Raw genomic sequence first — 23,004 nt, forward strand, 5'->3', positions numbered from 1 at the left:
CTTCCTCATGGTCTGGGCCAGCCGGCCATACAGATCGGCGGGGTGCGGCCCGCTCGCCGCACCCCGCCGGAAAGCCGTGCGGCGCGCCTACCGCACGAACACACCTGCCTGGCTGGCCAGTTCCAGGAAGTACTGCGGCGCCACGCCCAGCACCAGCGTCACCGCGATGCCCACGCCGATCGCGGTCATGGTCAGCGCCGACGGCACCGCCACCGTCGGGCCCTCCGGGGCCGGTTCGCTGAAGAACATCAGCACGATGACCCGGATGTAGAAGAAGGCCGCGATCGCGGAGGCGATCACACCGACCACCACCAGCGCGCCCGCCCCGCCCTCGGCCGCCGCCTTGAACACGGCGAACTTCCCGGCGAACCCGGAGGTCAGCGGGATGCCCGCGAAGGCCAGCAGGAACACCGCGAACACCGCCGCGACCAAGGGCGAACGCCGCCCGAGCCCGGCCCACTTGGACAGGTGCGTGGCCTCGCCGCCCGCGTCCCGTACCAGCGTGACCACCGCGAACGCGCCGATCGTCACGAACGAGTACGCCGCCAGGTAGAACAGCACGGACGAGACGCCCGACGGGGTGGCCGCGATGACACCGGCCAGGATGAACCCGGCGTGCGCGATCGACGAGTAGGCCAGCAGCCGCTTGATGTCGGTCTGGGTGATCGCCACGACGGCACCGGCCAGCATGGTGACGATGGCGACGCCCCACATGACGGGCCGCCAGTCCCAGCGCAGCCCCGGCAGCACCACGTAGAGCAGCCGCAGCATCGCGCCGAACGCGGCGACCTTCGTGGCGGCGGCCATGAAGCCGGTCACCGGAGTCGGCGCGCCCTGGTACACGTCCGGGGTCCACATGTGGAACGGCACCGCGCCCACCTTGAACAGCAGGCCCATCAGCACCAGCGCGAACCCGATCAGCAGCAGCACGTCGCTGCCCATGGTGGCGGCCAGCGCCGGGTCGACCGTGCCGACCGCGCCGTCCACCACGTCCGCGATGCGCGCGTACGACACGGAGCCCGCGTAGCCGTACAGCAGGGCGATGCCGAACAGCAGGAACGCGGAGGCGAAGGCGCCCAGCAGGAAGTACTTGACCGCGGCCTCCTGCGACATGAGCCGCTTGCGGCGGGCCAGCGCGCACAGCAGGTACAGCGGAAGCGACAGCACCTCCAGGCCGACGAACAGCGTCAGCAGGTCGTTGGCGGCCGGGAAGACCAGCATGCCGGTGATGGCGAACAGCACCAGCGGGAACACCTCGGTGGTGGTGAACCCGGCCTTCACGGCGGCCTGCTCGTGGTCGCTGCCCGGCACGGCGGCCCCCTCGGCGGCGAAGGAGTCGACCGGGTGGCCGTGCCGCGCCGGGTCGAGCCGCCGCTCCGCGAAGGTGAACACCGAGACGAGCGAGGCCAGCAGGATCGTCCCCTGGAGGAACAGTGCCGGCCCGTCGACGGCGATGGCGCCCATCGCGGAGATCCCCGCCTTCGTGGTGCCGTGCCCGGTGACCGCGAGCGCGACAACTGACGCGAAGGCAGCACCGAGCGCCACCACGCTCAGGAAGAGCTGACTGTGGTAGCGGGCCCGGCGCGGCACGACCGCCTCGACGAGGATGCCGAGGACGGCGGCGCCGACCACGATGAGGATCGGCGCCAGCTGGGCGTACTCGATCTTCGGCGCCGTGATGGCGTCGAGCGGCTGGGACACCGGCCCGGCGGCCGTCGTCCACAGGCTGTGGAAGTCCATGGCCTGGAAGTCCGTGGTGCTCACTTCGCCGCCTCCACCTCAGGACGGGGGTCCGTCTGCTGTACGTCGGACATGGTGTGCCGTACCGCCGGGTTGACGACGTCCGTCACGGGCTTCGGGTAGACGCCGAGGAACAGCAGCAGCGCCACCAGCGGAGCGACCACCACCAGTTCCCGGACCCGCAGGTCGGGCATGGCCCGGACCTCGTCCTTCACCGGGCCCGTCATGGTCCGCTGGTACAGGACCAGCGTGTAGAGCGCGGCCAGCACGATGCCGGTGGTGGCCACGATGCCCGCCACGGGATAGCGGGTGTAGGTGCCGACCAGCACCAGGAACTCGCTGACGAACGGCGCCAGTCCGGGCAGCGACAGCGTCGCCAGACCGCCCACCAGGAACGTCCCGGCCAGCACCGGGGCGACCTTCTGCACCCCGCCGTAGTCCGCGATGAGCCGCGAGCCGCGCCGCGAGATCAGGAACCCGGCGACCAGCATCAGCGCGGCCGTGGAGATGCCGTGGTTGACCATGTAGAGCGTGGCGCCGCTCTGGCCCTGGCTGGTCATCGCGAAGATGCCGAGGATGATGAACCCGAAGTGGGAGATCGAGGCGTACGCGATCAGCCGCTTGATGTCCCGCTGGCCGACCGCCAGCAGAGCCCCGTACACGATGCTGACCAGCGCCAGTGCGATGATCACCGGCGTGGCCCACTTCGAGGCCTCCGGGAACAGCCCGAGGCAGAAGCGGAGCATCGCGAACGTGCCGACCTTGTCGACGACGGCCGTGATGAGCACCGCCACCGGGGCCGTGGACTCGCCCATCGCGTTGGGCAGCCAGGTGTGCAGCGGCCACAGCGGGGCCTTCACCGCGAACGCGAAGAAGAATCCCAGGAACAGCAGCCGTTCGGTGTTGGTGGCCATCGTCAGCTCGCCGCTCGCCCGCGCCTCGACGATCTGGGTGAGCGAGAAGGTGCCGCCCGCATCCAGCTGCCCGGCGGTCACCACGTACAGGCCGATGACGGCGGCCAGCATGACGAGCCCGCCGACCAGGTTGTAGAGCAGGAACTTCACGGCCGCGTACGACCGCTGGGCGGCGGCGTGCTCGTCGCTGCCCGTGTGGGCCCGGTCCCCGAATCCTCCGATGAGGAAGTACATCGGGATGAGCATGGCCTCGAAGAGGATGTAGAAGAGGAAGACGTCGGTGGCCTCGAAGGAGAGCACCACCATCGCCTCGACCATCAGGATCAGGGCGAAGAATCCCTGCGTCGGCCGCCACCTCTTGGACTGCGTCTCCAGGGGGTCCGCGTCGTGCCATCCGGCGAGGATGACGAACGGGACGAGCAGCGCGGTGAGGGCGACCAGGGCCGCCCCGATGCCGTCGACGCCCAGCTCGTAGCGCACCCCGAAGTCGGCGATCCAGGCGTGCGACTCGGTGAGCTGGTAGCGGGCGCCGTCCGGGTCGAAGCGGACGAACACGGTCGCGGCGAGCGCGAGCGTGGCGAGGGAGAACAGCAGGGCGATCCACTTGGCGGCGGCGCGCCGGGCCGCGGGGACCGCGGCCGTGACGACCGCGCCGACCGCCGGAAGGGCCGCCGTCAGGGTGAGCAGGGGGAAGGACATCGCGGTCACACCGCCCTCATCAGCAGGGTCGCGGCGATCAGCACCGCAGCACCTCCGAACATCGAGACCGCGTAGGAGCGGGCGAAGCCGTTCTGCAGCTTGCGCATCCGGCCGGAGAGACCGCCCATCGACGCGGCCGTGCCGTTGACGACCCCGTCGACCAGGGTGTGGTCGACGTACACGAGCGAGCGGGTGAGGTGCTCACCGCCGCGGACCAGGACCACGTGGTTGAAGTCGTCCTGGAGCAGGTCACGGCGGGCGGCCCGGGTGAGCAGCGAGCCGCGCGGCGCGGTCACCGGCACCGGCTTGCGCCCGTACTGGGCGTAGGCGACGGCGACGCCGACGAGCAGGACGGCGACGGTGGCCGAGGTGATGGCGGCGGCGCCGACCGGCGGGTGCCCGTGCTCGAAGTCGGTCACCGGCGTCAGCCAGTTCACGAAGGCGTCGCCGTACGAGAACAGTCCGCCCGCGAAGACCGAGCCGAAGGCCAGCAGGATCATCGGGACGGTCATGGACCTGGGCGACTCGTGCGGATGCGGCATCGCGCCGGGCTGCACCTCGACGCCGGGCTCCACACCGGGCGCGGTGTCCGGGTCGGGGGCGGGCTGCCAGCGCTTCTCCCCGAAGAAGGTCAGCAGCATCACGCGGGTCATGTAGTACGCGGTGATGCCGGCGCCCAGCAGGGCGACGCCGCCGAGGATCCAGCCTTCGGTGCCGCCCTTGGCGAAGGCGGCTTCGATGATCTTGTCCTTGGACCAGAAGCCGGACAGCCCGGGGAAGCCGATGATGGCGAGGTAGCCGAGCCCGAACGTGACGAACGTGATGGGCATGTACTTCCGCAGGCCGCCGTACTTGCGCATGTCGACCTCGTCGTTCATGCCGTGCATGACCGATCCGGCACCGAGGAACAGCCCGGCCTTGAAGAAGCCGTGGGTCACCAGGTGCATGATCGCGAAGGCGTATCCGATGGGCCCGAGACCGGCGGCGAGGATCATGTAGCCGATCTGCGACATCGTCGAACCGGCCAGGGCCTTCTTGATGTCGTCCTTGGCGCAACCGACGATCGCACCGAAGAGGAGCGTGACCGCGCCGACCACCACGACCGCGAGCTGCGCGGTGGGCGCCGCGTTGAAGATCGCGGCGGAACGGGTGATCAGGTAGACGCCCGCGGTCACCATGGTGGCGGCGTGGATGAGCGCCGACACCGGCGTGGGACCCTCCATGGCGTCCCCGAGCCAGGACTGCAGCGGCACCTGCGCGGACTTGCCGCACGCGGCGAGGAGCAGCATCAGCCCCATCGCCGTCAGCATGCCCTCGGAGGTCTCCCCGACGGCGCCGAAGACCGGGCCGAAGGCGAAGGTGCCGAAGGTGGCGAACATCAGCATGATCGCGATGGACAGACCGATGTCACCGACCCGGTTGACCAGGAAGGCCTTCTTCGCGGCGGTGGCCGCGCTCGGCTTGTGCTGCCAGAAGCCGATGAGGAGGTACGAGGCGAGGCCCACGCCCTCCCAGCCGAAGTACAGCAGCAGGTAGTTGTCGGCCAGCACCAGCAGCAGCATCGCCGCGAGGAACAGGTTCAGATAGCCGAAGAAGCGGCGGCGCCGCTCGTCGTGCTCCATGTACCCGACCGAGTACACGTGGATGAGCGTGCCGACCCCGGTGATGAGCAGCACGAACGTCATCGACAGCTGGTCGAGCTGGAAGGCGATGTCGGCCTGGAAGCCCTCCACCGGAATCCAGCTGAACAGCCGCTGGTACAGGGTCCGGTCGTCCCCGGCCCTGCCGAGCATGTCGGCGAAGAGCACCACGCCGAGGACGAAGGAGACGGCCGCGAGCAGGGTGCCGAGCCAGTGCCCGGCCCGGTCCAGCCTCCGGCCGCCGCAGAGCAGCACGGCTGCTCCGAGCAGAGGCGCCGCGACGAGCAGCGCGATCAGGTTCTCCACGATTCAGCGACCCCTTACAGCTTCATCAGGCTGGCGTCGTCGACCGAGGCCGAATGGCGGATACGGAACAGCGACACGATGATCGCCAGCCCGACAACGACCTCCGCGGCGGCCACGACCATCGTGAAGAACGCGATGATCTGGCCGTCCAGATTGCCGTGCAGCCGGGAGAACGCGACCAGGGTGAGGTTGCAGGCGTTGAGCATCAGCTCGACGCTCATGAACACGATGATCGCGTTCCGCCTGATCAGCACCCCGGCGGCGCCGATGGTGAACAACAGTGCGGCGAGATAGATGTAGTTGACGGGATTCACTTGGCCGCCCCCTCTCCATCCCGCTCACGCGAAGCGCCGTCGGCGCGCTCCGGGCCACGCTCGGCGGCTCGGCCGCGGCCGAGCCGCTCCTGGGACCGCTGCTCCAGCGCCTTCAGTTCGTTCAGCGCCTGGGTCGACACATCGCGGACCTGGCCCCGCGCGCGCAGCGTTCGGTTGACGGTCAGCTCGGACGGGGTGCCGTCCGGCAGCAGACCGGCGATGTCCACCGCGTTGTGCCGGGCGTACACGCCGGGCGCCGGGAGCGGCGGCAGCTGCGTGCCCTCCCGTACCCGCTGCTCGGCCAGTTCGCGCTGGGTGCGGGCCCGTTCGGTGCGCTCCCGGTGCGTGAGCACCATCGCGCCGACGGCCGCGGTGATGAGCAGCGCGCCGGTGATCTCGAAGGCGAAGACGTACCGGGTGAAGATCAGCGCGGCGAGTCCCTCGACGTTGCCGCCCGCGTTGGCCGCGCCGAGCCCGTTGAAGGTCTCCAGTGAGGCGCGGCCGATCCCGGCGGTCAGCAGGACGCCGAAGCCGAGGACGCACAGCCCGGCCAGCCAGCGCTGACCCTTGATGGTCTCCTTCAGCGAGTCGGCGGCGGTGACTCCGACCAGCATGACCACGAACAGGAACAGCATCATGATCGCGCCGGTGTAGACGACGATCTGCACGATGCCGAGGAAGTACGCCCCGTTGGCGAGGTAGAAGACCGCCAGGACGATCATGGTGCCGGCCAGGCAGAGCGCGCTGTGCACGGCCTTCTTCATCAGGATGGTGCCGAGGGCGCCGAGCACCGCGACCGTGCCGAGCAGCCAGAACTGCACGGCCTCACCGGTCGAGGTGCTGTAGGCGGCGGCCAGGGTCTGCGCGGTCATGCGTCGACCACCTTCTCCGAGGCGGGCTCGTTCTCACCGGAGCCGGACGGGGCCTCCCGCTGCGGCCGGTCGCCCTTGCTGTGGGCGGCCTGCCTGACCGTGCCGGGCGCGGCCTCCGTCACCAGGCCCCGGTAGTAGTCCTGTTCGGTCATGCCCGGGTGAATGGCGTGCGGGCTGTCGACCATGCCCTCCTCCAGTCCGGCGAGGAGCTGCTCCTTGGTGAAGATCAGGTTCGCCCGGGAGCTGTCGGCCAGCTCGAACTCGTTGGTCATGGTCAGCGCCCGGGTGGGGCAGGCCTCGATGCACAACCCGCAGAAGATGCAGCGGGCGTAGTTGATCTGGTACACGCGGCCGTACCGCTCGCCCGGCGAGTAGCGCTCCTCGTCGGTGTTGTCGGCGCCCTCCACATAGATGGCGTCGGCCGGGCAGGCCCAGGCGCACAGCTCGCAGCCGACGCACTTCTCCAGCCCGTCCGGGTGCCGGTTCAGCTGGTGGCGTCCGTGGAAACGGGGCGCCGTGGTCTTCTGCTGCTCCGGGTACTGCTCGGTGAGCCGCTTCTTGAACATGGCCTTGAAGGTCACGCCGAAGCCGGCCACCGGGTTCTGGAACTCAGACACCCTCCGTCTCCTTTCCGTCACTGGCAGTGTCGGGGCCGCCACTGACAATCAGCTCCCGGTCCCCGCGCGGCCTGCGCCTCGGTACCGGCGGCAGGGTCTGCCCCGGCAGCGGCGGCACCGGGAACCCGCCGGCCATCGGGTCGAACTCGCCGGTCCGTGCCGCCTCGGCGGCCTCGCCCTCGGCCTTGGCCTTCCGGTCGCGGAACATGTCGACGACGAAGGACAACAGCAGCACCGCGAGCACCGCCCCGGCGACGTACAGCACGATCTGCTGGAACGCGATGTTCTCGTTGCGCAGCGCGCGGACGGTCGCGACGAGCATCAGCCAGGTGACGGCGATCGGGATGAGCACCTTCCAGCCCAGCTTCATCAGCTGGTCGTAGCGGACGCGGGGCAGCGTGCCGCGCAGCCACACGAACCCGAAGATGAAGACCACGACCTTGGCGGTGAACCAGAGCAGCGGCCACCAGCCGTGGTTGGCGCCCTCCCAGAACGCCGACACCGGGTACGGGGCCCGCCAGCCGCCGAGGAACAGCGTCACCGCGATCATCGACACGGTGACCATGTGGATGTACTCGGCCAGCATGAACATCGCGAACTTGATCGAGCTGTATTCGGTGTTGAAGCCGCCGACCAGGTCGCCCTCGGACTCCGGCATGTCGAACGGGGCCCGGCTCGACTCCCCGATCATCGTCACCATGTAGACCAGGAACGACACCGGCAGCAGGATCGCGAACCAGCGGTCCTGCTGGGCGTCGACGATGGCCGAGGTGGACATCGACCCCGAGTAGAGGAACACCGAAGCGAAGGCCACACCCATGGCGATCTCGTACGAGATGACCTGGGCCGCCGACCGGATGCCGCCGAGCAGCGGGTACGTGGAGCCCGACGACCAGCCGCCGAGGACGAAGCCGTACACACCGAGCGAGCCGATCGCCAGGACGTACAGCATCGCGACCGGCAGGTCGGTGAGCTGCATGGTGGTGCGGACGCCGAAGACGGAGACCTCGTCGCCCGCCGGGCCGAAGGGGATGACGGCGACGGCCATGAACGCGGGGATCGCGGCCAGGACCGGCGCGAGGACGTAGATCACCTTGTCCGCGCGCTTGACGATCACGTCTTCCTTCAGCATGAGCTTCACGCCGTCGGCGAGGGACTGGAGCATGCCCCAGGGGCCGTGCCGGTTGGGGCCGATGCGCCGCTGCATCCAGCCGACGACCTTGCGCTCCATCACGATGGAGATCAGCACCGTGACCATGAGGAAGGCGAAGCAGAACACCGCCTTGACCAGCACGAGCCACCAGGGGTCGCGGCCGAACATCGAAAGGTCCTCGGCCGCGAGGAGGACCGGGTCCGCACTCGCCGGGATCACACTCGCCGGGATCACGCGCGTACCTCCGTTGAGTGCGAGGAGTCGGGTGAGTCGGGGGAGCCGGCGGACGGCTCCGTTGAACCGGCCGCCGCGGGCCCGATCCGGACCAGCCGCCCGGGCACCGTCCCGGTGTCGGAGAGGACCCCGCCCCCGGTCGAGTCCAGCGGCAGCCACACCACCCGGTCCGGCATCCCGTCCGTCACCTGGAGCGGCAGCCGTACGGCCCCCGCGGGCCCGGCGACCTCCAGCAGGTCGCCGTTCTTGACGCCGCTCTCGTCCGCCGTGGCCGCCGACAGCCGGGCGACCGCCGGGTGCCGGGTGCCCGCCAGGGCCTCGTCGCCCTCCTGGAGTCGCCCCCGGTCCAGCAGCATCCGGTGCCCCGCCAGCACGGCCTCGCCCTCACCGGCACGCGGCAGCGGCCGGGACGTCTCGGCCGGATCGCCCGCCTGGGCACCGTCCCAGGCTCCCAGCCGGTCCATCTCCCGCCGTACGGACGCGAGGTCCGGCAGCCCGAAGTGCACGTCCATCGCATCGGCCAGCATGTACAGGACCCGCGCGTCGGACGGCGGCAGCGCCCGTGTCATCTGGTCCGGCTTCAGCGCGGCCTCGAACATCCGCACCCGCCCCTCCCAGTTGAGGAACGTGCCCGCCTTCTCCACGACCGCGGCGACCGGAAGGACCACGTCCGCCCGTTCGGTGACCTCGCCGGGCCGCAGCTCCAGCGACACCACGAACGCCGCGTCCAGGGCCTCACGCGCGCGTGCCGCGTCCGGCAGGTCCGCCACCTCGACCCCGGCGACCAGCAGCGCGCCCAGCTCACCGGTCGCGGCGGCCTCCAGCATCTGCCCGGTGTCCCGCCCGTAGCCGTGCGGGAGCTCCCGTACGCCCCAGGCGGTGGCCGTCTCCTCCCGGGCGCGGGGGTCCGTGGCGGGCCGCCCGCCGGGCAGCAGCGACGGCAGGGCTCCCGCCCACAGCGCGCCGCGCTCACCGGCCCGGCGCGGGATCCACACCAGCCGGGCCCCGGTCGCGCTCGCGAGCCGTACGGCGGCCGTCAGCGCACCCGGCACACCCGCGAGCCGCTCACCTGCCACGACGACGGCGCCTCGGGCCCGGAGCGCCTCGGCAGCGGCCGTCCCGGTCTCGTCGAGTCCCGTCCCGGCGGCGAGGGCGTCCAGCCACTCGGCCTCCGTGCCGGGCGCGGCCGGGAGCAGGGTGCCGCCCGCCTTCGTCAGGCCGGGCGTCGCGAACGGCGCCAGTCCGTATGTACGCTGCCCGCGCTTCCGCCAGGCCTTGCGCAGGCGCAGGAAGACGCCCGGCGCCTCCTCCTCGGCCTCGATCCCGGCGAGCAGCACGGCCGGTGCCTGCTCCAGCGCCCGGTACGTGACCCCCTCGCCTCCCCCGAGGTCCACGCCGTGCCCGGCGACCCGGGCGGTCAGGAAGTCGGCCTCCTCACCGCTGTGGACACGTGCGCGGAAGTCGATGTCGTTGGTGTCCAGGGCCACGCGCGCGAACTTGGCGTACGCGTAGGCGTCCTCCACCGTCAGCCGCCCGCCGGTGAGGACCCCGGTCCGGCCCCGGACCAGACCCCGGGCGGCGGCCTCCAGCGCCTCCGGCCAGGACGCGGGCGCCAGGGCGCCGTCGGCGCCGCGTACCAGGGGCGTGGTGAGCCGGTCCCGCTGCTGCGCGTACCGGAACGCGAAGCGTCCCTTGTCGCACAGCCACTCCTCGTTGACCTCTGGGTCGTTGGCGGCGAGCCGCCTCATGACCTTGCCGCGCCGGTGGTCGGTGCGGGTGGCGCAGCCCCCGGCGCAGTGCTCGCACACGGAGGGGCTGGAGACCAGGTCGAAGGGGCGGGAGCGGAACCGGTAGGCCGCCGAGGTGAGCGCGCCGACCGGGCAGATCTGGATGGTGTTGCCGGAGAAGTACGAGTCGAAGGGGTCGTGGTTGCCGATGCCGACCTGCTGGAGCGCGCCCCGCTCGACCAGTTCGATCATCGGGTCGCCGGCGATCTGCTGGGAGAACCGGGTGCAGCGGGCGCACAGCACGCACCGTTCCCGGTCCAGCAGCACCTGTGCGGAGATCGGGACGGGCTTCTCGTAGGTGCGCTTCTTCCCCTCGAAGCGGGACTCGGCCTGGCCGTGGGAGACGGCCTGGTTCTGGAGGGGGCACTCGCCGCCCTTGTCGCACACGGGGCAGTCCAGGGGGTGGTTGATGAGCAGCAGCTCCATCACCCCGACCTGGGCCTTCTCCGCGACTTCGGAGGTGAGTTGAGTCCTCACCACCATCCCGTCCGTACAGGTGATCGTGCATGAGGCCATGGGCTTGCGCTGGCCCTCGACCTCGACGATGCACTGGCGGCAGGCGCCGGCCGGATCCAGGAGGGGGTGGTCGCAGAACCGGGGGATCTCGATGCCGAGCTGTTCGGCGGCGCGAATCACCAGGGTCCCCTTGGGGACGGAGATCTCGATGCCGTCGATGGTCAGTGTGACGAGGTCCTCCGGCGGCACCGCCGGGCCCGCGCCTCCAGCGGTGGAGGACGTGGTGACGGTCATGCGTTCACCTCCAGGTGGTTGTCCGCCCAGGCGGTCGACTTGGCCGGGTCGAAGGGGCAGCCCCTGCCCGTGATGTGTTCCTCGTACTCGCCGCGGAAGTACGCGAGGGAGGAGAAGATCGGTGAGGCGGCGCCGTCACCGAGGGCGCAGAAGGACTTGCCGTTGATGTTGTCCGCGATGTCCGCGATCTTGTCGAGGTCTTCGAGGGTGCCCTTCCCGCCCTCGATGTCCCGGAGCAACTGGACGAGCCAGTAGGTGCCCTCGCGGCAGGGGGTGCACTTGCCGCAGGACTCGTGGGCGTAGAACTCGGTCCACCGGGTCACGGCGCGGACGACGCAGGTGGTCTCGTCGAAGCACTGCAGGGCCTTGGTGCCGAGCATGGACCCCGCGGCGCCGACGCCCTCGTAGTCGAGCGGCACGTCCAGGTGCTCGTCGGTGAACATCGGGGTGGACGACCCGCCGGGGGTCCAGAACTTGAGGCGGTGGCCGGGCCGCATGCCGCCGCTCATGTCGAGCAGCTGGCGCAGGGTGATGCCGAGCGGTGCCTCGTACTGGCCGGGGCTCGCGACATGGCCGCTGAGCGAGTACAGCGTGAAGCCGGGGGACTTCTCGCTCCCCATCGAACGGAACCAGTCCTTGCCCCGGTTGAGGATCGCGGGAACCGAGGCGATGGACTCGACGTTGTTCACCACGGTGGGGCAGGCGTACAGACCGGCGACGGCGGGGAACGGGGGGCGCAGCCGGGGCTGGCCGCGGCGGCCCTCCAGCGAGTCGAGCAGCGCGGTCTCCTCGCCGCAGATGTACGCGCCGGCGCCCGCGTGCACGGTGAGGTCCAGGTCGAGGCCGCTGCCGAGGACGTTCCGGCCGAGGTAGCCCGCGTCGTAGGCCTCACGGACGGCCTCGTGCAGCCGCCGCAGGACGGGGACGACCTCGCCGCGCAGGTAGATGAAGGCGTGCGAGGAGCGGATCGCGTGGCAGGCGATGACGATGCCCTCGATGAGGGAGTGCGGGTTGGCGTAGAGGAGGGGGATGTCCTTGCAGGTGCCGGGTTCGGACTCGTCGGCGTTGACGACGAGGTAGTGGGGCTTGCCGTCGCCCTGCGGGATGAACTGCCATTTCATGCCGGTGGGGAAGCCCGCGCCGCCCCGGCCGCGCAGGCCGGAGTCCTTGACGTACGCGATGACGTCGTCGGGTGACATGGCGAGGGCCTTGCGCAGTCCCGCGTACCCGTCGTGGCGGAGGTAGGTGTCCAGGGTCCAGGAGCGGGGTTCGTCCCAGAAGGCGGACAGGACCGGCGAGAGCAGCTTCTCGGGGCTGGTCTCCCCGATTTCGGGTGCCAAGGTCATCACTCCCCCTCGGTGTTCTCGTCGGTCGGTGTCTTGTCGGTCGTGTTCTGGCCCGGCGGGATCGCGCCGCGCGGGTGGACGACGCGGGGCGGGAGGGCCTCGCCCCTGGCGAGCCGCAGTCCGATGAGGGAGGCGGGGCCCGCGCCGCCGCCGGCCTCGACCGCGTCGGGGCGGGGGTCGGGGAAGCCCGCGAGGATGCGGGCGGTCTCCTTGAAGGTGCACAGCCGGGCACCGCGGGTGGGTTCGACGGCCCGCCCGTCGCGCAGGTCGTCGACGAGCCGCTTGGCGGTCTCGGGCGTCTGGTTGTCGAAGAACTCCCAGTTGACCATCACGACCGGGGCGAAGTCGCAGGCGGCGTTGCACTCGATGTGTTCGAGGGTGACCTTGCCGTCCGCTGTAGTCATATCGGACCCCTGGTTGCCGACGCCGAGGTGCTCCTTCAGCGCCTCGAAGATGGCGTCGCCGCCCATGACCGCGCACAGGGTGTTGGTGCAGACGCCGACCTGGTAGTCGCCGGAGGCCCTGCGCCGGTACATGGTGTAGAAGGTGGCGACGGCGGTGACCTCGGCGGTGGTCAGGCCGAGCGTCTCGGCGCACCAGCGCATTCCGGTGCGGGTGACGTGTCCTTCCTCCGCCTGGACCAGGTGCAGGAGCGGCAGCAGCGCGGACCGGGAGTCGGGGTAGCGGGCGATGATCTCCTTCGCGTCCGCGTCGAGCCTGGCGCGTACGTCCGCGGGGTAGTCGGGGGCGGGGAGTTCGGGCATGCCGAGACTCGTCGCTGTCACGTCGGTCACCGGTCGACGCCTCCCATCACGGGGTCGATGGACGCGACGGCGACGATGACGTCGGCGATCATGCCGCCTTCGCACATCGCCGCCATGGTCTGCAGGTTGGTGAAGGACGGGTCGCGGAAGTGGACCCGGTAGGGGCGGGTGCCGCCGTCGGACACGACATGGACGCCGAGTTCGCCCTTGGGGGACTCGACGGCGGCGTACACCTGTCCGGCGGGGACCCGGAAGCCCTCGGTGACCAGCTTGAAGTGGTGGATCAGGGCCTCCATGGAGGTGCCCATGATCTTCTTGATGTGGTCGAGGGAGTTGCCCAGGCCGTCGGGACCGAGGGCGAGCTGGGCGGGCCAGGCGATCTTCCTGTCCGCGACCATGACCGGGCCGGGCTGGAGCCGGTCCAGGCACTGCTCCACGATCCGCAGCGACTGGTGCATCTCCTCCAGACGGATGAGGAAGCGGCCGTAGGAGTCGCAGGTCTCGGCGGTCGGGATGTCGAACTCGTAGTCCTCGTAGCCGCAGTACGGCTCCGACTTGCGCAGGTCGTGCGGGAGTCCGGTGGCCCGCAGGATCGGCCCCGTGGCGCCGAGGGCCATACAGCCCGCGAGATCCAGGTAGCCGATGTCCTGCATCCGGGCCTTGAAGATCGGGTTGCCGGTGGCCAGTTTGTCGTACTCCGGCAGGTTCTTCCTCAGCTGCTTGACGCACTCGCGGATCCGGTCGACCGCGCCGGGCGGCAGGTCCTGGGCGAGGCCGCCGGGGCGGATGAACGCGTGGTTCATCCGCAGTCCGGTGATCAGCTCGTACAGGTCCAGGATCATCTCGCGGTCCCGGAAGCCGTAGATCATGATCGTGGTGGCGCCGAGTTCCATACCGCCGGTGGCGATGGCCACCAGGTGGGAGGAGAGCCGGTTCAGCTCCATGAGCATGACCCGGATGACCGTGGCGCGGTCGGGCACCTGCTCGGTGACGCCGAGCAGCTTCTCCACGCCGAGGCAGTAGGCCGTCTCGTTGAAGAACGACGTCAGGTAGTCCATGCGCGTCACGAACGTGGTGCCCTGCGTCCAGGTCCGGTATTCGAGGTTCTTCTCGATGCCGGTGTGCAGGTAGCCGATGCCGGCGCGGGCCTCGGTGACGGTCTCGCCGTCGATCTCCAGGATGAGCCGGAGCACTCCGTGGGTGGACGGGTGCTGGGGGCCCATGTTGACGACGATGCGCTCGTCGTCGGCCTTGGCCGCGGTCTCCGCGACCTCGTCCCAGTCCCCGCCGGTGACGGTGTAGACCGTGCCCTCGGTGGTTTCCCGCGACTCGGCCTCCGGGGCCTGGGGTGCGTGGTAGGTGCTCACGAGTAGGACCTCCGCTGGTCCGGAGCCGGGATCTGGGCGCCCTTGTACTCGACGGGGATGCCGCCGAGGGGGTAGTCCTTGCGCTGCGGGAAGCCCTGCCAGTCGTCCGGCATCATGATCCGGGTGAGGGCCGGGTGGCCGTCGAAGACGATGCCGAAGAAGTCGTACGTCTCGCGCTCGTGCCAGTCGTTGGTCGGGTAGACGGCGACGAGCGACGGGATGTGCGGGTCGCTGTCCGGGGCGCTGACCTCGAGGCGCAGGAGCCGCCCGTGGGTGAGTGAGCGCAGGTGGTAGACCGCGTGCAGCTCGCGGCCCTTGTCGCCCGGGTAGTGCACCCCGCTGACGCCGGTGCAGAGTTCGAAGCGGAGGGCCGGGTCGTCGCGCAGGGTGCGGGCGACGAGGACGAGGTGCTCGCGGGCGATGTGGAAGGTGAGTTCACCGCGGTCGACGACGGTCTTCTCGATGGCGTTGTCCGGGAGCAGCCCCTGCTCCTCCAGGGCGCCTTCGAGTTCGTCGGCGACCTCGTCGAAGGATCCGTACGCGGCTTCGCCGCCTGGCCCGCCGTACGGGCGGGTGGCGGCGCCGGGGAGCCGGACGGAGCGGACGAGGCCGCCGTAGCCGGTGGTGTCGCCGCCGTTGGCGGCGCCGAACATGCCGCGCTGGACGCGGATCTCCTCGCCGTGCTCGCCGCGCTGGCCGGGAAGGTTCTGTGTGCTCAGGTCCTTCTCGGGGTTGGGGGCGTGGGCCTCGGCGGGTTCACGTGAGCGCTCGGGCTCGGTGCGGCGCTCGGACCCCGCGGGCTTGTCGGTCCTGTCGGGCTCGTCGGTCACCGGAGCAGCCCCTTCATCTCGATCGTCGGGAGTGCCTTGAGCGCCGCTTCCTCAGCCTCACGGGCCGCTTCCTGCGCGTTGACGCCGAGCTTGGACGTCTGGATCTTCTGGTGGAGCTTGATGATCGCGTCCAGCAGCATCTCGGGGCGCGGCGGGCAGCCGGGCAGATAGATGTCGACGGGGACGACGTGGTCGACGCCCTGCACGATGGCGTAGTTGTTGAACATGCCGCCGGAGGAGGCGCAGACGCCCATGGAGATCACCCATTTCGGGTTGGGCATCTGGTCGTAGACCTGGCGCAGCACCGGGGCCATCTTCTGGCTCACCCGGCCCGCCACGATCATCAGGTCGGCCTGGCGCGGTGAGCCACGGAAGACCTCCATGCCGAAGCGGGCCATGTCGTACCGCCCCGCACCGGTGGTCATCATCTCGATGGCGCAGCAGGCGAGGCCGAAGGTCGCGGGGAAGACGGACGCCTTGCGCACCCATCCCGCGGCCTGTTCGACCGTCGTCAGCAGAAAACCGCTCGGCAGCTTCTCTTCGAGTCCCATGAGTGTGCCCTCAGCCCCTCAGTAACTCCTCGTTGTCCCCAGTGGCTCCCGGTAGCCCCTCAGTCCCACTCCAGGCCGCCGCGGCGCCAGACGTACGCGTAGGCGACGAAGACCGTGGCCACGAAGAGGACCATCTCGACGAGCCCGAAGAGCCCCAGCGCGTCGAAGGTGACGGCCCAGGGATAGAGGAAGACGATCTCGATGTCGAAGACGATGAAGAGCATCGCCGTCAGGTAGTACTTGATGGGAAAGCGGCCGCCTCCGGCCGGCGTGGGCGTCGGCTCGATGCCGCACTCGTACGCCTCCAGCTTGGCCCGGTTGTAGCGCTTGGGGCCGATAAGCGTGGCCATGACCACGGAGAAGACCGCAAACGCCGCGCCGAGGGCGCCGAGCACGAGGATGGGCGTGTAGATGTTCACGCTCCTCGCTCCTTCCAGTCGTCCTTGACCGTTGGACCGCGCCGGGCCCGCGTGTACCGCCGCCTCCGCGTTTCCGGCGATCCAGGAAGATCGCCCCCATGTGAGGCAGTTCACAAGCCCGTCTGCCACGCATCCTATGCCCGTCGATCTGTGATCTGCGACACGGGGTACGTCAACGTCTTTGTGATCTCTGCCACCTGGCGAACGATCATGAATTCGGATGAACGGTGATCTTCACACCATGCGTGGCCGAGTAGCGACGATACGTGACATCAGCGCCGGTCAACGCTGGTGAGAGGGGGTGTGCCCTATCAAGATCTGGCCAGCGCACGCAAATTCGCTCCGGACACCTGCGGGTGATAGAGGGACTCACCCCACCCGCGCGAGGGTTCCCGCGGGACGGAGGTGGACGCGTGCACGCGTTCACGATCGGCACCCGCTCGCGGCAGTTGCCGTTCTGTGACCTGCGCCACGCCCGACGAGCCGTCAGGAAAAGAGGGCTTGGCCAACCGCCTGAACCAGTGGTAGGTGCACGGCAATTCGGACGTTTTACCGAAAACCCGTGATCATAGGCCTGATACCACTGGCCTGAAATGTCCGTTACGGCGTCAATAAAGGCCCTCAGGAAGCGGATTCAACCCTTCCATGCGTAACTGTGGCGCAACACACGTTTCTTGATGGGAACCGTAACCCCCTGGTAGCGGTAATACCCATGTCCCACACCGCTCACATACCCAGCCACCGGAAGCCCCGCCGCAGCACGTCCAAGATGACGCTGCGCGCCGGAGTGGCCGGTGGCGTCCTCAGCACCATCGCGGTGGCCGCCTCGCCCGCCCAGGCCGAGCCGGTGACCGAGACCATCGAGATGCCCACGCTCACGGGCGTGGACCTCTCCGATGCCCTCTCCACCGCCGTCGCCGCCTCCGCCGAGGCGACCCAGCAGGACGCTCTGGTCCAGGAACTGCGGGAGCAGGAGGACAAGGCGGCCGAGAAGGCGGCCAAGGACGCCAAGAAGGCCAAGGCGGAGGCTGACCGCAAGGCCGAGGCCGAGCGCAAGGCCAAGGAGGCCGAGCGCAAGGCGCAGGAGGCCCGCGAGGCCGAGGAGCGCGCCCAGGCCGAGGCCCGCGCCTCCCGCAGCTCCGAGCGCACCACCCTGTCGGCCTCCGCCCCCACCTCCACCAAGGCGTCCTCGGGCTCCACGAGCACCAGCACCGCCTCGGCGCCCGCCACCGGCTCCGCCGCCGCGATCGTGGCATTCGCCCGCGCCCAGGTCGGTGACGCGTACGTGATGGGCGCGACCGGCCCCAACGCCTGGGACTGCTCCGGCCTCGTCCAGGCCGCCTACCGCCAGGCCGGCATCGACCTGCCCCGCGTGTCCGGCTCCCAGTCCAGCATGGGCCGCGCCGTGTCCCTGGACGCCCTCCAGCCGGGCGACATCCTCTACTGGGGCAGCCGCAGCGGCTCGTACCACGTGGCGATCTACGTGGGCGGCGGCAAGTTCGTCGGCGCCCAGAACCCCAGCACGGGCGTCGTCGAGCGCTCCCTCGACTGGGACCGCCCGTCGGGCGCGGTGCGCATCCTCTGACCTGCGCGGTCGTGTGAAGGGCCGGTGCTCCCCCGCTCGGGGAGGGAGCACCGGCCCTTCGGCATGACCGTGACGGCCTCAGGCCTTGGGCGCCACCTTCGAAAGCCCGTTGATGATCCGGTCCATGGCGTCCCCACCCGTCGGGTCGGTGAGGTTGGCGAGCATCTTCAGCGTGAACTTCATCAGCACCGGGTGTGTCAGGCCGCGCTGGGTCGCGACCCGCATGACCTTGGGGTTGCCGATGAGCTTCACGAACGCCCGGCCGAGCGTGTAGTAGCCGCCGTACGTGTCCTTCAGAACGCGCGGGTAGGCACGCAGGGCCAGTTCACGCTGCGCCGGGGTCGCACGGGCGTGCGCCTGCACGATGACGTCGGCGGCCAGCTGCCCGGACTCCATGGCGTACGCGATGCCCTCGCCGTTGAACGGGTTGACCAGCCCGCCGGCGTCACCGACCAGCAACAGACCGCGCGTGTAGTGCGGCTGCCGGTTGAACGCCATCGGCAGCGCGGCACCCCGGATGGACGTGGTCATGTTGTCGGGCGTGAAGCCCCAGTCCTCCGGCATCGAGGCGCACCAGGCCTTCAGCACCTCACGCCAGTCCAGCTCCCGGAAGGCCGAAGAGGAGTTGAGGATCCCGAGCCCCACGTTGGAGGTCCCGTCCCCCATCCCGAAGATCCACCCGTACCCCGGCAGGAGCCGGTCCTGCGCCCCGCGCCGGTCCCACAGCTCCAGCCACGACTCCAGGTAGTCGTCATCGTGCCGCGGGGTGGTGAAGTAGGTCCGGACGGCGACACCCATGGGCCGGTCCTCACGCCGGTGCAGCCCCATGGCCAGCGACAGCCGGGTGGAGTTGCCGTCGGCGGCCACGACGAGCGGCGCGTGGAAGGTGACGGCCGTCTTCTCCTCGCCCGACTTGGCGTGCACACCGACGATCCGCCCGGTCCTGTCGTCCACGACGGGCGCGCCCACGTTGCACCGCTCGTACAGCCGCGCGCCCGCCTTCTGCGCCTGCCGGGCCAGCTGTTCGTCGAAGTCGTCGCGCTTGCGCACCAGTCCGTAGTCCGGGTACGAGGCCAGGTCGGGCCAGTCGAGCTGGAGCCGCATCCCGCCGCCGATGATCCGCAGGCCCTTGTTGCGGAGCCAGCCCGCCTCCTCGGAGATGTCGACGCCCATCGCGACGAGCTGCTTCACGGCGCGGGGCGTGAGCCCGTCCCCGCACACCTTCTCGCGCGGAAACGCGGTCTTCTCCAGCAGCAGCACGTCCAGCCCCGACTTGGCGAGGTGGTACGCGGTCGCCGAGCCCGCCGGGCCCGCCCCGACGACGATCACATCAGCGGTGCGTTCGGAAGGGGTCTGGCTCACGGCGGTCACAACAGATCTCCCGAGACTCGAAATCACGTGCCGGAATGCACTGGACAGAGGCAGTCTATGGGTGGCTGGTTCCCCTGCCTCCGTCCCCCGGCCCGAAGGGCCGCCCGCGGTACCCGGACCGCTCCGCGGGACCCCGCCCGACGGCGTCCGGCCGGGTGTTCACCCTCCGCGTCCCGGCGGAGGAGGACGCCCGCGCCCGGCACCGGGTGACTCCGACGGCCCCCGGCTTCGTCCGAGCGGGACGGCCCCGGCCGCCACGACGCCGGGCACGGCTTCCTCCCGGGAACCCCGCTGGACCCGGACGGCAGGGGCGGGGCCTCACCGGCACCCGGCCCCGGCCTCACGCCTGACGCCCGGCACGGGTCGGGAGGTCCCGGTACCGGTCCCGGGTGGGAGGAGTTCCCGTGCCGGTCCCGGGGGAAGGGCACGGAGCCACCGGTGCGAGCCGGAGCCGTGGTTCCCGCCCTGCCCGATGGCCGCCGCCCGGCGGGCGTCCCTTCCCGCGTCGGGAGCGGAACCCCTGTCACGGGAAGGGGCGGGGTGGGACGGGAGTCAGGCGCCCTGCCCCGGCGGGGGCCCCTGCGGCGGCATCTGGTGCGGCGGCGGGTAGGGGGCACCCCCCGTCGGGGCGCCGGGGTAGCCACCCGGGGTGCCGGGGTAGCCACCCGGGGCGCCGGGGTAGCCACCCGGCTGGGCGCCCGGGTAGACGCCCGGCTGGCCGCCCGGGTAGGCACCGGGCTGCGGGGGGTGACCCTGCGGCGGAACGGCGCCAGACCCCGCAGCACCGGGAACCGCGAAGCCCGGCCCCGCCGCGCCGCCCCGGCCGACGAGCCGCAGCACGTACGGGCCCACGGCGATCCCCGCGCCCGCCCACAGCAGGCCGAACAACAGCGCGTCCGCCGCGCCGGGCGTCACCTCGAAGAAGCCTCGCACCACTCCGTACAGCGCGCCGGAGCCCGCACCCCCCGCCATCCGCCAGGAGATGCCGCTCACGCCCGCCAGCAGCAGGAACAGGCCCAGGAAGAGGGCCCCCGCCAGGATGCGGCCGCCCGTGCCCGGGTGGCGCCGTGCGGCCCACACACCGAGCGTCAGCGCACCCGCGACACCCAGCGCGACCATGCCGGTCACGGCCCAGCCGCCCCACAGGTCGACCAGCTCCGGCAGCCCCAGCGTGCCCGTCTCGCGGCCCGAGCCGAGGAGGCCGATCCGCCCCTGGACGTCGTACTCCAGCGGCACGCCCCAGCACAGCCCCAGTGCCGCGACGCCCAGGTTGGGCAGGACCGGCAGGGCCACCAGCAGCGCCGAACCGTCCACCTCGTCCACACTCGCGTACCCGATGAACCCGATCAGCGCACCCACCCCGACGAGGACGCCCAGCGCCCGCACCGCCGTGCCGAGCGCCCGCACCGCGGTGTACGCGGCCGGGCGGGCCGACAGCCACTGTGCGAGGTCGTCGCGCTGGAGCACGCCCACCGTGACGGCCACCGCCAGCACCAGGGCCACCAGCGCCGCCACCACCGGCGAGGTCTCCACGGCGACGCCCGCGATCTCGGGCTGAGCGAACAGCCCGAACAGCAGCACCGCACCGCCCGCCGGCAGCGCGACCCGCACCGCCGCGTCGACCCCGGCCCCGCGCCGCCGCAGTCCCCGCGCGCCCAGGTACAGTGCGCCGATCCACAGCAGCGTCACCGTCAGCGGCACCAGCGACAGGTCCGCGCCGGCCTGCGCGTACGCGGAGCCGCCGCCGAATCCGCCGTACGAGCCGGAGCCGTAGGGCGACCCGGTTCCGTACGGGTCCGTGTTCTCCGCCGCCCTCATCCCGAAGCCCCCGCCGAAGGCCTGGAGCAGCGCCGCGAGCGCGATCCGCAGCCGGTCGCTCCAGCCGACCAACACATCGTCCGAGTCCTGCCCGTACGAGGGGATCGACAGGGCCAGCGCGAGCGCGAGCAGCAGTCCGACCGGCCAGGCGGCGGCCTTCGCGGCGGACGCCCAGTCGCCCCGGAACGCCCGCCCGAAGAACACCCCCACGGGGGAGGGCGCGGCGGCGGGCGCGAACCCGGGCGGCGGGGGCGGGCCCACGGGCGGGGCCCCCGGCGGAGGCGGCCCGGCGGGCATCCTCGCGGGAGGCATGACAGGAGGTGCGGCCGGCGGAGGCACCGCAGGCATCCCCTGCATCGCCGCGGGCCGCCCGCAGTTCACGCAGTGGGCCGGTCCTCCCGGTGTCCGGGCTCCACAGTGCGGGCAGGGCGGAAGGGGCGGCGGCGACGCCATGGGCTGCTCCCGGCAGTAGGGGACGAAGAACGTTCCGCGAGGAACGGGCCCTCCATCCTCCCCACCGGCCGCGCGGCGTCAAACTCCTTCCGCTCAGCGCCGCTTCGCCTCAAGCACCTTCCGGCTCGGTCTCCTTGACACCCCGGTGCAGCGCGACGATCCCGCCCGACAGGTTCCGCCACGCCACCTTCGACCAGCCGGCCTTCTGAAGCATCCCGGCCAGCTCGCGCTGCTCCGGCCAGCTCTGGATGGACTCCGCGAGATACACGTACGCCTCCGGGTTGGAGGAGACGGTCCGCGCGACCGACGGCAGCGCGCGCATCAGGTACTCCTCGTACACCTTGCGGAAAGGCCCCCAGGTCGCGTGCGAGAACTCGCAGATCACGACCCGCCCGCCGGGCTTGGTCACCCGGTACAGCTCGCGCAGCGCCGCGTCCGTGTCCTGGACGTTGCGCAGCCCGAACGAGATGGTGACGGCGTCGAACACCCCGTCCTGGAAGGGCAGTCGCATGGCGTCGCCCGCGGTGAGCGGCAGCCACGGGTGCCGCTTCTTGCCCTCCGTCAGCATCCCGAGGGAGAAGTCGCACGGCACGACGTACGCGCCGCTCGCCACGAACGCCATCGAGGACGTCCCGGTCCCGGCGGCCAGGTCCAGCACCCGCTGCCCCGGCCCGGCGTCGACGGCCCGCGCCGTCTCCTTGCGCCAGCGGCGGTCCTGGAAGAGGGAGAGCACGTCGTTGGTGAGGTCGTAGTTCGCCGCGACGTCGTCGAACATCGAGGCGACTTCGTGCGGCTGCTTGTCCAGCTTTGCTCGGGTCACGCGCCCCATTCAAGCAGGGCGGCCGGGCCTGACCGCGCACGGCCGTGGCCCGCCCCCGCGCGGTCAGGCCCGCCGGTGCACCAGCCGCCCGCCGAGCACGGTCGCGACACACGTGCCGTCCTCGGCGAAGACGGCGAAGTCGGCGGCACCGGAGGGCACGAGCGCCCGGCGCGGCGCCCCCCGCTCGGTGTACCGGACACCGGAGCGTACGACGGCTGCCCGCACCGCCGGGCGGGTGAGCGTCCCGGTCAGCGCCGTCGTGCCGCGTGCCAGCAGCCGCTGCACACCGCGCCGGGCGCTCGCCCCCCAGCGCGTGTCGCCCATGGAGAGCGCGGCCAGCGCGTCACCGCGCAGCGGCTCGGTGCCGAGCTCTTCGGCCTCGCGCGGGTCGGGCCAGTACGCGCCCTCCAGCAGGGCGGCGGCATCCGGCTCGCAGCGCCCGGGCGTCAGCACCCCGTCCCACTCCCGGACCCGGGCGGCTCGCGCGGCGGGGACTCCCGTCACGTACGAGCGGAGCAGCTCCTCGTACGGCCCGAGGGCCGCGATCCGCCCGCCGCCGACGACGACGGCGTACCCGGCCTCGGTCGGGGCGTCCTCGCCGGAGGTGAGCCGCACGCCACGCAGCGGCCGGTGAAGGGTCAGCATCCGCGCGCG

At 71.1% G+C, this 23,004-nt stretch carries 19 protein-coding genes; 1 reads left to right on the forward strand and 18 read right to left on the reverse strand.

Annotated elements, in window-relative coordinates; all coding sequences use genetic code 11:
* Window positions 1-87 precede the first annotated feature (87 nt).
* The 14 genes from nuoN to I3F58_RS20345 form a co-directional block, all read right to left on the reverse strand.
* Window positions 88-1,740 (reverse strand): NADH-quinone oxidoreductase subunit NuoN, encoded by a 1,653-nt coding sequence (nuoN, locus tag I3F58_RS20280; protein ID WP_240110097.1) that lies wholly within the window; start codon window positions 1,738-1,740, stop codon window positions 88-90.
* Between the two features lie 20 nt (window positions 1,741-1,760).
* Window positions 1,761-3,353, reverse strand: coding sequence for an NADH-quinone oxidoreductase subunit M (locus tag I3F58_RS20285; protein WP_240110098.1), 1,593 nt, complete (start codon window positions 3,351-3,353; stop codon window positions 1,761-1,763).
* 5 nt (window positions 3,354-3,358) lie between these two features.
* A complete protein-coding gene (nuoL, locus tag I3F58_RS20290) occupies window positions 3,359-5,299 on the reverse strand; it encodes an NADH-quinone oxidoreductase subunit L (RefSeq protein WP_240110075.1) in 1,941 nt (646 codons plus the stop codon).
* Between the two features lie 14 nt (window positions 5,300-5,313).
* Entirely contained in the window at window positions 5,314-5,613 is a 300-nt protein-coding gene (gene nuoK / locus I3F58_RS20295) for an NADH-quinone oxidoreductase subunit NuoK (RefSeq protein ID WP_240110076.1), read from the reverse strand.
* Window positions 5,610-6,485: an NADH-quinone oxidoreductase subunit J gene (locus I3F58_RS20300; RefSeq protein ID WP_240110077.1), complete on the reverse strand. Its 876-nt coding sequence runs from the start codon at window positions 6,483-6,485 to the stop codon at window positions 5,610-5,612. The genes nuoK and I3F58_RS20300 overlap by 4 nt, the downstream gene beginning before the upstream one ends.
* Window positions 6,482-7,102, reverse strand: coding sequence for an NADH-quinone oxidoreductase subunit NuoI (gene nuoI / locus I3F58_RS20305; protein ID WP_240110078.1), 621 nt, complete (start codon window positions 7,100-7,102; stop codon window positions 6,482-6,484). The genes I3F58_RS20300 and nuoI overlap by 4 nt, the downstream gene beginning before the upstream one ends.
* Window positions 7,095-8,423: an NADH-quinone oxidoreductase subunit NuoH gene (gene nuoH, locus I3F58_RS20310; RefSeq protein WP_240110099.1), complete on the reverse strand. Its 1,329-nt coding sequence runs from the start codon at window positions 8,421-8,423 to the stop codon at window positions 7,095-7,097. Before nuoH ends, nuoI begins: the two co-directional genes overlap by 8 nt.
* A gap of 62 nt (window positions 8,424-8,485) precedes the next feature.
* Window positions 8,486-11,026 carry an NADH-quinone oxidoreductase subunit G gene (locus tag I3F58_RS20315; RefSeq protein ID WP_240110079.1) on the reverse strand — a complete coding sequence of 847 codons (2,541 nt, stop codon included), beginning with the start codon at window positions 11,024-11,026 and terminating at the stop codon, window positions 8,486-8,488.
* Complete coding sequence (gene nuoF / locus I3F58_RS20320; protein WP_240110080.1) at window positions 11,023-12,372, reverse strand: NADH-quinone oxidoreductase subunit NuoF; 1,350 nt, start codon at window positions 12,370-12,372, stop codon at window positions 11,023-11,025. The genes I3F58_RS20315 and nuoF overlap by 4 nt, the downstream gene beginning before the upstream one ends.
* Entirely contained in the window at window positions 12,372-13,136 is a 765-nt protein-coding gene (gene nuoE, locus I3F58_RS20325) for an NADH-quinone oxidoreductase subunit NuoE (protein ID WP_240110100.1), read from the reverse strand. The genes nuoF and nuoE overlap by 1 nt, the downstream gene beginning before the upstream one ends.
* 26 nt (window positions 13,137-13,162) lie before the next feature.
* Window positions 13,163-14,503 (reverse strand): NADH-quinone oxidoreductase subunit D, encoded by a 1,341-nt coding sequence (locus tag I3F58_RS20330; RefSeq protein WP_240110081.1) that lies wholly within the window; start codon window positions 14,501-14,503, stop codon window positions 13,163-13,165.
* Window positions 14,500-15,222, reverse strand: a complete 723-nt coding sequence (locus I3F58_RS20335; protein WP_240110101.1) for an NADH-quinone oxidoreductase subunit C — start codon at window positions 15,220-15,222, stop codon at window positions 14,500-14,502. The genes I3F58_RS20330 and I3F58_RS20335 overlap by 4 nt, the downstream gene beginning before the upstream one ends.
* Before the next feature lie 107 nt (window positions 15,223-15,329).
* Window positions 15,330-15,884 carry an NADH-quinone oxidoreductase subunit B family protein gene (locus tag I3F58_RS20340; RefSeq protein ID WP_240110082.1) on the reverse strand — a complete coding sequence of 185 codons (555 nt, stop codon included), beginning with the start codon at window positions 15,882-15,884 and terminating at the stop codon, window positions 15,330-15,332.
* A gap of 59 nt (window positions 15,885-15,943) precedes the next feature.
* Window positions 15,944-16,303, reverse strand: a complete 360-nt coding sequence (locus I3F58_RS20345; protein ID WP_240110083.1) for an NADH-quinone oxidoreductase subunit A — start codon at window positions 16,301-16,303, stop codon at window positions 15,944-15,946.
* Between the two features lie 712 nt (window positions 16,304-17,015).
* Between I3F58_RS20345 and I3F58_RS20350 the strand changes: the two genes are divergently transcribed.
* Window positions 17,016-17,888 carry a C40 family peptidase gene (locus I3F58_RS20350; RefSeq protein ID WP_240110084.1) on the forward strand — a complete coding sequence of 291 codons (873 nt, stop codon included), beginning with the start codon at window positions 17,016-17,018 and terminating at the stop codon, window positions 17,886-17,888.
* A 78-nt stretch (window positions 17,889-17,966) separates the two neighbouring features.
* Here I3F58_RS20350 and I3F58_RS20355 read toward each other — a convergent pair whose 3' ends face one another.
* The 4 genes from I3F58_RS20355 to I3F58_RS20370 all read right to left on the reverse strand — a co-directional run bounded on the left by I3F58_RS20355 (window position 17,967) and on the right by I3F58_RS20370 (window position 22,995).
* The gene (locus I3F58_RS20355; protein ID WP_374208008.1) at window positions 17,967-19,250 is read right to left on the reverse strand and encodes a geranylgeranyl reductase family protein; all 1,284 of its coding nucleotides are present in this window, start codon (window positions 19,248-19,250) and stop codon (window positions 17,967-17,969) included.
* Between the two features lie 561 nt (window positions 19,251-19,811).
* Window positions 19,812-21,338, reverse strand: coding sequence for a zinc ribbon domain-containing protein (locus I3F58_RS20360; RefSeq protein ID WP_240110103.1), 1,527 nt, complete (start codon window positions 21,336-21,338; stop codon window positions 19,812-19,814).
* Between the two features lie 301 nt (window positions 21,339-21,639).
* Complete coding sequence (locus I3F58_RS20365) at window positions 21,640-22,350, reverse strand: demethylmenaquinone methyltransferase (protein WP_240110086.1); 711 nt, start codon at window positions 22,348-22,350, stop codon at window positions 21,640-21,642.
* Between the two features lie 63 nt (window positions 22,351-22,413).
* On the reverse strand, window positions 22,414-22,995 hold the full coding sequence (locus I3F58_RS20370) for a hypothetical protein (protein WP_240110087.1): 582 nt from the start codon (window positions 22,993-22,995) through the stop codon (window positions 22,414-22,416).
* Window positions 22,996-23,004: the final 9 nt, after the last annotated feature.

This window comes from Streptomyces sp. MUM 203J (assembly GCF_022414595.1).
Taxonomy (GTDB): domain Bacteria; phylum Actinomycetota; class Actinomycetes; order Streptomycetales; family Streptomycetaceae; genus Streptomyces.

Excerpts from the sequence above, each read along its gene's own strand:
- nuoN (WP_240110097.1), bottom strand. The coding sequence starts at position 1,740 with ATGGACTTCCACAGCCTGTGGACGACGGCCGCCGGGCCGGTGTCCCAG.
- I3F58_RS20285 (WP_240110098.1), bottom strand. The coding sequence starts at position 3,353 with ATGTCCTTCCCCCTGCTCACCCTGACGGCGGCCCTTCCGGCGGTCGGC.
- I3F58_RS20300 (WP_240110077.1), bottom strand. The coding sequence starts at position 6,485 with ATGACCGCGCAGACCCTGGCCGCCGCCTACAGCACCTCGACCGGTGAG.
- nuoH (WP_240110099.1), bottom strand. The coding sequence starts at position 8,423 with ATGTTCGGCCGCGACCCCTGGTGGCTCGTGCTGGTCAAGGCGGTGTTC.
- I3F58_RS20315 (WP_240110079.1), bottom strand. The coding sequence starts at position 11,026 with ATGACCGTCACCACGTCCTCCACCGCTGGAGGCGCGGGCCCGGCGGTG.
- nuoF (WP_240110080.1), bottom strand. The coding sequence starts at position 12,372 with ATGACCTTGGCACCCGAAATCGGGGAGACCAGCCCCGAGAAGCTGCTC.
- nuoE (WP_240110100.1), bottom strand. The coding sequence starts at position 13,136 with ATGCCCGAACTCCCCGCCCCCGACTACCCCGCGGACGTACGCGCCAGG.
- I3F58_RS20340 (WP_240110082.1), bottom strand. The coding sequence starts at position 15,884 with ATGGGACTCGAAGAGAAGCTGCCGAGCGGTTTTCTGCTGACGACGGTC.
- I3F58_RS20350 (WP_240110084.1), top strand. The coding sequence starts at position 17,016 with ATGTCCCACACCGCTCACATACCCAGCCACCGGAAGCCCCGCCGCAGC.
- I3F58_RS20370 (WP_240110087.1), bottom strand. The coding sequence starts at position 22,995 with ATGCTGACCCTTCACCGGCCGCTGCGTGGCGTGCGGCTCACCTCCGGC.